Source organism: Lacibacter sp. (assembly GCF_057361365.1).
On record NZ_JBMQSG010000007.1, the window covers coordinates 453,608 to 466,846 of the forward strand.

Sequence of the window (13,239 nt, forward strand, 5' to 3'; positions counted from 1 at the left end):
TAAGTTTATATGGTTATAATCCTTTTGTGTTTTTTACTTGTTTTATCTCTGCTTTTGCAGCTGAAAAGTCTTTTTGAAATTGTTCGTTCTGCATTAAGCGTTGAATTAATTCATAGGCCAGCAAACGACCACTTTCCGAATCGCTTAAGTAGTGCACGCCAATAATTTCTCTTGAATGTGCCATGTCAAAAGCATCTTTTAAAAAGAACGATTCAAATTCCGGGATCAATGCTGCATACAAATAAGCATTTACATAGGAGTTGGTAGCGTGACCACTCGGGTAAGCGGCCCATGGTGTTTCTTCGAGGTATTTCAACTCCGGTTCAAGTTTGCCGGGTCTGATTCGTAAAAAATAATTCTTGTATTTCCAGATCACAAACCCCGCATCGTTCCAAACATTGGCTACAAGTACTGCTGTGATCGGCAAGGAATCTGCATTGAACCACGTTCCAATAGAACGGCCAATGTGAAACAGGTTACGTTGCATTCTTTCATAGTCAGCATCACCTTTTTTTGTATTCGTATTGTAATAAACCGTTGCATAATATTTTGATGCACGAATATCTTCTTCAGAACGACGTTGTTGCAATTGCAATAAATAATTCAATTCTGCTTTTGTTTGTGCCGAACTGTTGGCCGGTGGAGGAGCAATGGAAAATGTTTCAGTTCCTTTTAAATAAAACGGTTTTCGCACACGGCCCAAACCAAATACTTCTGTTACGGAAAGATCTGTAACTTGACGGTGAGCTGATGTTAATTCAAACAGGCGTTGATCTGTTGCCTGTTGCCCGGGCTCTCCTGTAACTGGTAACTGTGAAAGTTTTTGGTAATGACCCCAACCTGCAGGAGCGTAGTTTGGTTTCAGTTTTGAATTTTGTGCAGCAAGGAAATGGGTGATGATAAAACTGATAAGGAGTAATGATAATGGTTTCATATTGCTATGATTTGATGATGATAATTAACAGCATTTGGCGTTTGCTTCTTTTAACTTTTCGAAAAGTGAATTAAAATCGGCATTGAATTTTTCAAAGGCTTTCCAGTTGATGCAGTAGCAGCTGCGGGGGCCATCGGTTTCGCCATCGATCAAACCGGCATTCTTTAATTCTTTCAGGTGTTGACTTACGGTACTTTGAGCCAGCGGTAAGATCTCTACGATCTCACCACAAATACATTGATTGCGTTTTGCTAATACACTTAAGATGGCAATACGGGCCGGGTGACTAAGGGCTTTGGCAAATGATGCCAGGTGTTGTTCTTTACTACTGAATTCTTCTTTCTTGTGGATGGCCATTTGTTTTATCGTTTTTTTACGATGAATATGTTCAAAGAAAAAGACGAACTTGTCGTCTGTTTAATTCTATATCGCAAATATACGATTAACCGTTTTGAATTTCCAAACAAAAAGCCGGAAAAATTTTTCCGGCTTAGAATTTATTCTCATCCCAGGGAGGGGAGCGCTGTCAAGGTATGTTATCTGAATCCATCGCCATCAAGCAAATTGCCGATGCCACCCAGCAAGCTTCCTTCTTCTTTGCGGTTGGTTGTTCCATAAGAAAGAATGCGGCTGGCCAATCTTGAAACCGGTAAGGTCTGTATCCACACTTTACCTGGTCCACGCAATGTTGCAAAGAACAAACCTTCGCCGCCAAAAATTGTATTTTTAATGCCTCCCACAAATTGGATATCGAAATCAATGGTATGTGTGTAAGCCACCACACAACCTGTATCGATCTTTACTAACTCACCGGGCTGCAATTCACGTTCAAACACGTGGCCACCTGCATGTACAAAAGCCAAACCATCACCTTCTAATTTTTGCATAATAAAACCCTCACCACCAAATAAACCGGTGCCAAGTTTACGTTGCAAGGCAATGCCTACGCTTACACCTTTTGCAGCGCAGAGAAAAGCATCTTTCTGACAAACAACAGGGCCGCCCAAACGCAACAGATCAAGCGGAATAATTTTCCCGGGATAGGGCGATGCAAAGCTTACCCGCTTCTTTCCATTGCCAACATTGGTATAAGCTGTCATAAACAAACTTTCACCAGTGAGTAAACGTTTACCAGCACTGAATAATTTTCCCAACACACCTGTTGGTGCATTAGCACTGCCATCGCCAAAAATGGTTTGCATTTGTATGCCTTCATCCATCAACATAAAACTCCCTGCTTCTGCAATGGCTGTTTCATTGGGATCAAGTTCAACTTCTACGTATTGCATTTCTTCACCCACAATACGGTAATCAATTTCGTGTGCCTGTGCCATGATGATAATTTTTTTTGTGAAATTAAAAGGAAGAGAAATATAGTTGATAATTATTTTGTTAAACAGAAAAGAAAAACCCTCTCCGGAAAGGAGAGGGTTTTGTATGATATCAATCTGTTTCTTAAATTTTCGAAGGAACTGTTTTACGTTGTTGGCCTACCCAAACTTTCTTACCCTGAATTCTCCGGCCCAGGTACATAATACCAACGAAGATGAAGAATAAAGGACCAAGAAAACCAAACAATGCAATATACTTGGTGCCATAGAAACGTTCCATTGGTCTTCTTAAACGCTCAGAGATGATATACATACTTGGTACCATCATCAGGGTTAAGAAGAATGCGAAGATCAAACCGTAAATGATCGTCCAGCTTAATGGTCCCCAGAATACAACACTATCACCACCAATAAAGATCTTTGGATTAAGATGCTGGAACAACGAAACGAAATCAATATTGAAGCCGATTGCCAAAGGTAACAACCCAAGCATGGTTGCTAATGCAGTAAGTAATACCGGGATAATCCTGATTTTACCCGCCTGTATAGCTGCCTCTCTGGTTTTATAACCACGCCCTCTTAACTCATCTGTAAACTCAATTAAGAGGATACCATTTTTAATTACGATACCGGCAAGGCCAATGATACCCACACCCAACATGATGGTGGCAATGGTTTTACCTGTAATAGCGTAACCCAATAACACGCCAATGATGCTGAAGAAAATTTCAGTAATTACAATGAACGGTTTACTTAAACTATTAAACTGTAATACAAGTATCAGGAAGATCAAACCAATGGCAATGATCAACGCCGTACCAAGGAAAGCATTTGTTTCTGCTTCCTGTTCGCTTTGCCCGCTCTGGCGAATGGTTACATCTTCAGGAATGCGTACTTTGTTTTTAAAGTCGTCGATCTTTGTTTTCAACGCTGCATTGATGGCTGCTGCCTGTGTTGGATCAGCAATGTTCGACTGCAACTGAATTGTGCGTTTCAGGTTTTTCCTTTTAACACCACCGCTTGTGCTGGTGTAATCAAATTTTGCAACAGCATTAATAGGAACCTGTTTTATTTGTCCTGTGTTGAAATCACGGAACGTGATCTTCATGTTCATCAGGTCGATGATGTTGTTACGCTGCAATTCACTGTAGCGAAGCTGAATTTTATATTCATCTTCTCCATCTTTCAACTTGCTCACTTCTTTACCAAATAATGCTGTACGTAATTCCATACCAACCTGTGCAGTGCTCACACCTTCAATCAATGCTCTTTCACGATCAACACTCACAGTAATTTCAGGATTGTTGAGATCAACATCCAACTGCAGGTTATCAATTCCATCAACACGGTTTGTATCGAGATAGTTAAATAACTCGGTGGCAACTTTCGCAATATTGTTGAAGTTATCACCTACTACTTCAATATTCACCGGCGGATCAGTGGGAGGACCACCATCTTCCTGTTCTACACTAACAGCAGCACCGGGAATACCTTTGATGGTTCTGCGTATTTCGTCAATATAAAATTTCGTTGATTTGCCATGACGTTTTTCATACTCCACAAACGATACCTGTATACGTCCAAGGTTAGGTTGTGTACTACGGTTATTATCACGAGGGTTATTTGCACTCACGGCCACGTTGGTAATAATACTTTCAACAATAGAACCTTCTTCACCTGGTTTTTCTTTTTCCAGTACTTTATATACTTTCTTCTCCAGTAAGCTGGTGATGGAATCAGTATACTTCACATCGCTACCTACCGGCATCTTCAAATAAACATAAATAAAGTTCGGATCACCACTCGGGAAGAATGTTGAAGAATTACCACGTGCCAGCAATAATGCTAATGCAATAGGAAACAATAAAAATAATGCAACAAGCATCCAAACAGGTCTCCATCCCTTCAATACCCAACGCAACAGGTTTTCATAACTGTTCATGAGTTTAGGCAATGCTCTTTCCTGGAAGAAATAAATCGCATCACGAAGTACATAGCGATTAAGAATGTTTGCCAGTGCCATAAAGAACAGGAAATTACCTGTGCCATGGTTGCCTATCATATGGTTAATGATACCAATAATGATAAACGCCCAGAAATACCATTTGCGGAAGATGCTGCTTTTCTTATCATCATAGGCACGTCCTTCCGGTTTCATAAAGCTTACCGCAAACACAGGGTTCATGATAAACGCAACAATTAATGACGCTGCCAATGTTAAGATCAACATTGTGGGCAAGTAGATCATGAACTTACCAATAATTCCTTTCCAGAAGAGGAGAGGGAAGAACGGTGCAAGTGTTGTGGCCGTACCTGCTAACACAGGAATAAATACTTCACCCGCTGCTTCTTTTGCACTTCGTATGATAGGCACTTTACCGTTGTGATAGATGCGGTGCGTATTTTCAATTACCACGATCGCATCGTCCACAATTATACCTAAGCCAAAGAGCAATGCAAACAACACAATGAAGTTGAGTGTTACGCCCGTACCAACAATATAATCAGCAACCGGTAAAAACAGGAAGGCAACAAATACACTCAATGGTACACTCAATGCCACAAAGAAGGCATTGGTAACACCCATGAAGAACATGAGAATAAGCAATACAAGTATGAAACCAATCACAATTGTATTTACTAATTCATTGAAAGAAGTTTTTGTTTGCTTACTCTGATCACCGGTGATGGTTACTTTCAGATCTTTTGGTAACAGATCATTTGCCTGCATATCGGCTACAGCCGCTTTCACGTTATCCGCCGCATTGATCAGGTTTTCACCACTTCGTTTTACGATGTTAAGCGTAATTACATTCTTACCATCAAGGCGTGCAAAGCTTTCATTTTCTTTTACCGTGTCTTTAATGGTAGCAATGTCTTTTAAATAAACAGGCGCACCGCTTACACCTTTTACAACAATGTTGTTGATGTCGAACGCACTGTTAAACTGTCCACGAACACGCACTGTGCGTTTCATGGTACCAATTTCAACCTGGCCACCGGTAATATCATTGTTCTCACGTGCAATGGCACCTTCAATATCACTAAACGTTATTCTTGCACTGGCCATGCGGTAAGGATCAACATTCACTTGTATTTCACGCTCAGGCGCACCAACGATATCGGCTCTTGTAATTTCTTTCAGCTCTTCGAAACGGTCCTGCATTTTATCTGCATACTGTTTCAGTTTAACAGGATCAAAATCGCCACTGATGTTTACAAACATGATGGGCATTTCACTAAATGCAAATTCCTGTACATCCGGTTCGGCTGTAAGATCCTGCGGAAGATCGGTACGTGCTTTATCAACCGCATCTTTTACTTTTTGTTTTGCCAGGTCCACTTTTACATCAGTATCAAATTCCACCACGATCAACGAAAAATCCTGTTGTGATGACGATTGTACTTTAATAACCCTTGCACCACTGATGCTCTTCAGTTGTTTTTCAATGGGGCGTGTTACAAGGTTCTCAATATCTGCAGGTGAGTTACCTACATAAATAGTAGCTACTGAAATTGTAGGCACAACAATATCAGGAAACTGTTCTTTGGGCAGCGTATTGAATTTAAATAATCCATACGCTGTAATAAGTATAGTGATGATATAGATGGCCGTGCGATTATCAACACTCCAGCTCGTAGGTTTAAACTCCTTGAACTTTTTGCTGAGCCCTTCTATTAAGTTTGATTGCATATAATAATATTATATAGTAACGGCCTCTGTTCATTCCCTCTACGTCCTTCGACAATGGTCAGGATGTGGGAGGCCAAGCTTTGGTTAATCTATTCTTCTGAGTGTTGCATTACAACAATTAGGAACGAAAGAATTAATGGTAACTGGTAAATGGATTACAGTTATCCAATTGCTACAACCTGTTTGTCGTAAACAGTTTGGTAACCTTCGGAAATCAATTGCATACCGGTTTGTAAACCTGCTTTGATTTCAATCTTATCGCCATACGACTCCCCTACAACCACAGGTTTCTTCACTGCAATAGTGCGGCCCCTGCTATCTTTCTCTACAACGAAAACATATTTTCCTTTGTCGTCAGTTTGTACAAGATTCACCGGAATAACAACAGCATTTGGTGCACTGTAGTCTTTAATACGAACAGCTGCCAGAGAATTAGGTCGAACACTGCCACCTGGAATAGCCGCTTCAACTGTAAATGTTCTCGAATTAGGATCAATTGTTTGAGAAGCAAGTTTAATAGTTGAGTTAAATGTTTTGTTCAAGTCGGGAATTGCAACGATAACGGGGCTACCTACACGTACACGGCTCATATAATTTTCAGGAACCTGTACCACCGCTTTTAATGTACTGTTGTTGACGATACTGATTTGCGCACCATTCATACCTGCACCTGTAAACAATTCACCCACTCTTATATTTACTGCATCAGCAATACCTGTTACCGGCGAATAAACAGTGTAAAGTTTTATTTGCTCATTAGTAGTAGCAATCTGGCGTTCTAAACCTTCAACCTGTGCTTTTGCCTGGAGCAATTGTACTTCGGTACCAATGTTTTGATCCCAAAGATTTTTTGTGCGGTTGTACAATTCTTTTGCAAGAGCTAATTGTGTTTCGTAGATCTTGATCTGCTGACGTAATACTTTATCATCCATCTTCAGGATCAATTGTCCTTTCTTTACTGGCTGACCTTCCTTGATATATAAATTTGTTACAAGACCGCCTTGCCCGTTTGGAGGAGCGATGTAAGAAATATTATCAGCATCAATTTTTCCCTGCAGATCGATGAAATGAGAAAAATCTTCAGAGCCTACAGGCAATACTGCAATAAGTTTTGCTTTATCGCTTTTGCCGGCAGCAGTGTCAAGCTTTGCAACTTCATCTTCCAGTGTTTTGATCTTTGTTGCAAGTGTTACTTGTTCTGTTCTTAGTTTTTCGAGTTCCGCTTTCTTCTCGCCAAGCGATCCCCTTTTCTCTTTTCCTCCTTGTCCGCAAGCAACAAGAAGAACCGCAAACCCGGCGATGATTGTGTATTGAAATATACGTTTCATGTGTTGTTTATTTATAGTAATGGTTGATGATTAGTTTAATTGTCCAATGGATTTAAAATAAGTGATACGAGCTACTACCGCATTATACAAAGCATCAAAGTAGTTGCCCTGTGCACGCTGAAACTCAGTATCGGTTTGCAATAATTCGAAGCTGCTGCCTAAACCTTGTTCATATTTTTTCTTGGTAGTATTATATACACGTTCTGCCAGTTCAAGATTTTGTTGCTGCACATCCATATTTAAAATGGCATTCTTCAAATTGATTTGTGCCGACGTTTTTTCCATATCGATCGCCTTCTTCACATTGTCGATGTTATTCACCGTTTTGTCTAGCGTGTATTTTGCCTGTTGAATTTTGTATTTACGCTGAAAACCATCGAAGATGGGAACGGTTAAGTTTAAACCAACGAGATTGGAATTAAACCAAAACCAGTTTTGACCGGTAAACGCAGAAAAGTTTTTATTTAACTGACCTTGCTGCTGAAATTGATAGAAGAAAGCCAGCGTTGGCAAATAGCCTAAGCGATGACGCTTGATGTCAAGTTCCTGCAATTTTTGAACAGTGTTCAGTAAACGAACTTCACTGCGATTGTTGTAGTTGAAAGAACCATCATCAAGGATATTTTCTTTTACTGTTTGTGCCGATAGTTTTTCAGTGAGTACAACTTTTTGCGATTGGCTTAATCCCATGCTGAACTTTAATGCAGCATAACCCAGCTCAATCATATTCTTCAGCTGTGTTTCTGTAGATTTTGTATTGTTGAAGCTTACGGTAGTTTTATCAATATCCAGTTTTTCAATAAAACCATTTTTGAATAATTGTTCCTGGTCGCTCAGCAATTTTTGAAAACGTTGTAAGGTTTTTTGCAGCACTTCCAGTTGTTGTTCGCCAATTAAAACCTGGTAGTATGCTTTTTGCACTTGTTCACGTGTTTTTTCTTCCTGCACTTTAATGTTTTCTGTTGCGTACTCTATAGAAGTTTTGCGTGCAATCAATCCCACAAATACATCGGGTTGAAACAATAATTGATTTAAGCTTACACCGGCAGTAATACTCCACGGTTGTACAAAGCTGAATTCCTGAACAGTAAATTCATTTTTTCGCTGAATAGTATTACCACTTCCGTCTTTTACACCTTCCTGGTTCAATACAGTATATACATCGGTTTTACCAGCACTGGGGAATAAGATTTTTGGAAGTGTAAGATAATGTGCCACCTGGCCGCTTCCACTTACCTGTGGTAAAGCAGATCCTAAGATCTCTTTGTTTTGTGCTTCTTGCTTTAATGAGTCAATGCGAAGATTTTTAATGTCTGCTACATTCTTTAATGCCAGGTCTACTGCTTCTTTAACGCTCAGTCGATATTCTGTTTGCGCTTGTGTTGATTGAAAAGCAAGCAGCAGCAGTGCAAACACGAGCCACTTGTTTCTTGTTGTTTTTTTCATCGCTTGTCTTTAGTTAGTGATTGTCCGCTATCCACACGAAAAATGAAAACTGGTCGTTCATCATCGTTGCGTTAGTATGGATGTTAAGGTTTACTTTTTCTCTTTTGTTGTTCTTCTTTATATTTCATGATCAGTTTGTGTCCTTTTAATGTAGCGAGTCCAAAGAGGAAATGTTCCATGGTTTCTCTTGCCACATCAACGAGATTGTATTTACTGGGCGATGCTGCGGCCATAGCAAATGGAATCATCATCGTTTCAACACGGAAGCGACTCATCATGTCTACATTGATCGTATCACGGTAGAGTTCTTCTTCAATTCCACGGCGTATGTTATGCGCTACTACTTCCAGCATAAACTCTTCTTTCATCTTCCTGAATTTTTCAAATGCCTTGGGGTGAAATTTTTCTGCATCGTATAACACCATCGGGTTCAGGTTCGAGAATTGTTCAAGTACACGTTCCAGCGTAAGAAAAATTTCATCAATGGCATTACGTGCATCTACCTGGCACAACTCACACTTATGCTGGGTGTAAGTAATTTCTTCATCCATCACAGCCGTTACCAACTCATCTTTCTCGGAAAAGAACTGGTAAATGGTTTTTTTGCTCATGCCCAACTGTGCTGCAATGTCATCCATCGATACCGATCGGATGCCATAACGCAAAAACATTTCATGCGCCTTTTTTTGTATTCTTTCTTTTGTCTCCATATTCACATCCCGATAGCTATCGGGACCGCAAAACTATGGAAACTTTGTTCGTTGCCAAAGTTTCCATCATATTTATTTTCCATTCGTCACAAAAAATTAATACGGTGGCACCGCATTCGAAAGATGTATTTTTGATAAGGCAAATGCAACAACATGTTTAAAACCTTTAATTACAAACGATTATTCCAATACTTTTTGCAAGGCTTACTAGTGTTAGCACCAATTGTGGTAACTGGCTATGCGTTGTTTTGGATCGTGACCAGTATAGACGAACTGATCCCCATTTTTACTTTTACTGATGATCAAGGAAAAGTAATTGTTCGGAATTTTGGTTTGGGATTCGTTCTTATTGTGGGTGCCATTTGTCTTGTAGGATACCTGAGCACCTTTTTTATCCAGAGCCGCATCTTTAATTTGTTCGATCATTGGCTGGAAAAAGTACCGGGCATAAAATTTATTTACACCACCGTAAAAGATTTTTTTGAAGCATTTGCTGGTGAAAAGAAAAAATTCAACCGGCCTGTGCTCGCCAATATTGATGATAACGATGTGTGGCGTGTAGGTTTTCTCACAAGAGAAGACACGCAGGATTTTGGTTTGAAAGATTATGTTGCGGTGTATGTGCCCATGAGTTATTCCATTGCAGGTAATGTTTATTTAATACCGGCAACCAGGATTAAATCACTTGAAGGACAATTGACCGGAACTGAAGCAATGAAATTTGCTATTAGCGGCGGTGTTACCAAATTAGATGAAGAGATTAATGAGGAAATATTGAAAGAAGAGGCGACGCATCATAAATAAGCCGCATGAAAAAAGCGATAGTGGTAATTACCTTAATGCTCATTAGCCAGCAATGTTTCTGCTGGGGATTTTTCGGGCATCGTAAAATCAACTACCTGGCTGTGTTTCTGTTGCCACCCGATATGATCGGGTTCTACAAAACAAATATTGATTTCTTAACAGAGCACTCCGTTGATCCGGATAAAAGACGTTATGCAATTGCGGAAGAAGGCCCACGCCACTATATTGACATTGATCATTATGGTATTTTCCCTTTTACTGAACTACCACATAATTATGATAGCGCAGTTGCCAGGTTTAGTGCCGATACGGTGAATGCGTATGGTATTGTACCGTGGTGGGTGCAAACCATGTTGTGGCGTTTAACAAGTGCGTTCAAAGAAAAAAACCAGGCAAAAATCTTAAAGCTGAGCGCAGAGATCGGCCATTACATTGCAGATGCACATGTGCCTTTACATGCATCGCATAATCATAACGGTCAATTCACCAATCAAAACGGCATACATGGTTTTTGGGAAAGCCGTATTCCTGAATTGTTAGCAGAAAAAGAATTTGACTTTTGGATGGACAAAGCTATACACATCAAAAATCCCGGCCAATTTATTTGGGCACGGGTATTAGAAAGTGCAGCAGCGGCTGATACTGTATTGCGTTTTGAAAAAGAACTGACACAAAGCTTCCCGGCCGATCAGAAATATTCATTTGAGAACAGGAACGGAATAACAATAAGAACCTATTCAACTGCTTTCACTACTTCTTACAACAATAAGTTAAACGGAATGGTTGAACGGAGAATGCGTCAAAGCATTTTTGCAGTTGCCAGTTTTTGGTACACGGCATGGGTGAATGCAGGTCAGCCTGATTTGAAAAAACTAAGCAACAAAGAATTTTCAGCTGAAGATTTAAAGGAGTTTGAAGAACTAAATAACAACTGGCGTAATGGTAAGATTGTTGGCAGAGAGCACGACTAGTGTAATTAAATGCAGGTGTTGCTGTACATTTGAACATTCAATTGAGTGAATATGTTTGAACTTCTCATTAAAAGTATACAGGAAAAAGTACCATCAACGGAAGAGGATCTGCATTTATGTAAAACATATTTTACACCAAAGAAACTACGCCGTAAACAATTTTTATTACAGGAAGGTGATGTTTGCAACCGCATGGCGTTTGTAGAGAAGGGAGCTTTGTATTCTTATACTACTGATGCAAAAGGCGGGCAACGTGTAATGCAGTTTGCATTTGAAGGTTTCTGGATTTCGGATCTTTATAGTTTTTTTACAAGAGAAGAGTCGAAACTTAATATTGAAGCGCTGGAAGATTGCGAATTGTTATTACTCGATCATGAGCAACACGAAAACCTGTTGAAGAACGTACGGCAGTACGAAACCTATATACGCATATTGTACCAAAATGCTTATGTGGCGTTGCAGCAAAGGATAGAAGGAACCATTGGTCTTACTGCTGAAGAAAAATATGTCCGACTTGTCGATCAATACTCCACTATTGTTAATCGTGCTCCTCAACATTTAATTGCTTCTTACCTCGGCATTACCCCCGAAACACTTAGTCGTATACGCAAGCAGATGGCTTCCCGTTGATTTTTTCTTGACATATGTCAAGGGTTTTCTTATCCGATGTCAATGCTTTTTCTTATCACATGTCATGGGAGCAAGGGCGTGATTGAAGGTAGTTTTGCATTATCAAATTCAATGATATGCAAACAAAAAGAACCATCGCAATAATAGGAGCATCCGGTAACATGGGCTCAGCTATTGCAAAGGCGCTTGCAAAAGGAAACGATCGTTTATTGCTGTTCGGTAAAGAACAGGATAAAGTTGAAGAATTGAAGCAGTCTATTACTAAAGAATATCCCTCAGCTGATATTGATGGTATGGCTTGCCCGATGCATGCAAGCTGGGAAGCAGATATTATTATACTCGCTACACCTTATGAAGCACAGGCAGAAATTGCAGAGTCCATTCGTGAAGTGGCAAATCAAAAGATCGTTATCAGTATTGCAAATCCGCTTAACACTACATACGATGCACTCGTTACAAATCCTGACACGAGTGCTGCGGAAGAATTGCAGGCGTTATTGCCTCATGCAAAAGTGGTAAAAGCGTTTAATACAACTTACGCTGCAAACTTTTCACAAACAGTTATTGATGGCAAGCAGGCCGATGCCTTCATTGCGGGTAATCATGACGCTGCTTTGGAAACTACAGCAGAGTTGGTAAAGACAACGGGCTTCAATCCCATCATCGCAGGTAAGCTATCCGTAAGCCGCACATTGGAAGCAATGCAGTTATTGCTTATACAACTTACCATGAAATACAATTATAACTGGCTGGCCGGTTGGAAGATCCTCCACAATAATTAAACAATCAATCAACATAAACCAATAAAAAAGACAAAATGAAAAAAGTAGTAATTATTCTTTCGGTATTCTTTTTAGCAACAGCATTTACAACCGTTGCTGTATGGAAAAATGACAAAGCACATTCTCAGTTGGCATTTACGGTAACACACTTAGGTGTTTCAGATGTATCGGGTACATTCAATGATTTTGATGTAGAAGTAAAATCTTCAAAACCTGATTTCAGCGACGCTCAATTTACACTTTCAGCAAAAGTGGCTTCTATTGATACACGCATTGAAATGAGAGACAATCACCTGAAAAGTGCAGACTTTTTTGATGCAGCAAAATATCCAGAACTGACTTTCAAAAGTATTGGTATTAAAAAAATCGGTAAGGACAAATACAAACTCGCAGGAGATCTTACATTAAAGGGAATTACAAAACCTGTTGTATTAGATCTTGTGTACAGGGGCATTATTGAAAATCCGATGAGCAAAAAACCAACAGCGGGTTTTCAGATATCTGGTATCATCAAGCGTTCTGACTTTGCATTGGGTAATGGTTTCCCTGCACCAATGATCAGCGATGAAGTACTCATTAAAGCAGATGGTGAATTTGCACAATAACACG

At 39.8% G+C, this 13,239-nt stretch carries 12 protein-coding genes; 5 read left to right on the plus strand and 7 right to left on the minus strand.

Features of this window, described 5'->3' with window-relative positions:
- Positions 1-13 precede the first annotated feature (13 nt).
- The 7 genes from ACO1QW_RS06660 to ACO1QW_RS06690 form a co-directional block, all read right to left on the minus strand.
- On the minus strand, positions 14-934 hold the full coding sequence (locus ACO1QW_RS06660; protein ID WP_486256873.1) for a phosphatase PAP2 family protein: 921 nt from the start codon (positions 932-934) through the stop codon (positions 14-16).
- 24 nt (positions 935-958) lie between these two features.
- Positions 959-1,291, minus strand: a complete 333-nt coding sequence (locus tag ACO1QW_RS06665) for an ArsR/SmtB family transcription factor (protein ID WP_486256874.1) — start codon at positions 1,289-1,291, stop codon at positions 959-961.
- A gap of 179 nt (positions 1,292-1,470) precedes the next feature.
- Positions 1,471-2,268 carry a TIGR00266 family protein gene (locus tag ACO1QW_RS06670; RefSeq protein WP_486256875.1) on the minus strand — a complete coding sequence of 266 codons (798 nt, stop codon included), beginning with the start codon at positions 2,266-2,268 and terminating at the stop codon, positions 1,471-1,473.
- Positions 2,269-2,389: 121 nt separating this feature from the next.
- On the minus strand, positions 2,390-5,959 hold the full coding sequence (locus ACO1QW_RS06675; protein WP_486256877.1) for an efflux RND transporter permease subunit: 3,570 nt from the start codon (positions 5,957-5,959) through the stop codon (positions 2,390-2,392).
- Positions 5,960-6,120: 161 nt separating this feature from the next.
- The gene (locus ACO1QW_RS06680) at positions 6,121-7,287 is read right to left on the minus strand and encodes an efflux RND transporter periplasmic adaptor subunit (RefSeq protein WP_486256879.1); all 1,167 of its coding nucleotides are present in this window, start codon (positions 7,285-7,287) and stop codon (positions 6,121-6,123) included.
- Between the two features lie 30 nt (positions 7,288-7,317).
- On the minus strand, positions 7,318-8,733 hold the full coding sequence (locus ACO1QW_RS06685) for a TolC family protein (protein WP_486256881.1): 1,416 nt from the start codon (positions 8,731-8,733) through the stop codon (positions 7,318-7,320).
- Between the two features lie 83 nt (positions 8,734-8,816).
- A complete protein-coding gene (locus ACO1QW_RS06690) occupies positions 8,817-9,443 on the minus strand; it encodes a TetR/AcrR family transcriptional regulator (RefSeq protein ID WP_486256882.1) in 627 nt (208 codons plus the stop codon).
- 153 nt (positions 9,444-9,596) lie between these two features.
- On the opposite strand from ACO1QW_RS06690, the gene ACO1QW_RS06695 reads away from it, so the two are divergent.
- From ACO1QW_RS06695 to ACO1QW_RS06715, 5 genes are all read left to right on the plus strand, one after another.
- Positions 9,597-10,247, plus strand: a complete 651-nt coding sequence (locus tag ACO1QW_RS06695; RefSeq protein WP_486256884.1) for a DUF502 domain-containing protein — start codon at positions 9,597-9,599, stop codon at positions 10,245-10,247.
- A gap of 5 nt (positions 10,248-10,252) precedes the next feature.
- Complete coding sequence (locus ACO1QW_RS06700; protein WP_486256885.1) at positions 10,253-11,218, plus strand: zinc dependent phospholipase C family protein; 966 nt, start codon at positions 10,253-10,255, stop codon at positions 11,216-11,218.
- 51 nt (positions 11,219-11,269) lie between these two features.
- Positions 11,270-11,848 (plus strand): Crp/Fnr family transcriptional regulator, encoded by a 579-nt coding sequence (locus ACO1QW_RS06705; protein WP_486256887.1) that lies wholly within the window; start codon positions 11,270-11,272, stop codon positions 11,846-11,848.
- A 116-nt stretch (positions 11,849-11,964) separates the two neighbouring features.
- On the plus strand, positions 11,965-12,630 hold the full coding sequence (locus ACO1QW_RS06710; RefSeq protein ID WP_486256889.1) for an NADPH-dependent F420 reductase: 666 nt from the start codon (positions 11,965-11,967) through the stop codon (positions 12,628-12,630).
- Positions 12,631-12,665: 35 nt separating this feature from the next.
- Positions 12,666-13,235 carry a YceI family protein gene (locus ACO1QW_RS06715; RefSeq protein ID WP_486256890.1) on the plus strand — a complete coding sequence of 190 codons (570 nt, stop codon included), beginning with the start codon at positions 12,666-12,668 and terminating at the stop codon, positions 13,233-13,235.
- Positions 13,236-13,239: the final 4 nt, after the last annotated feature.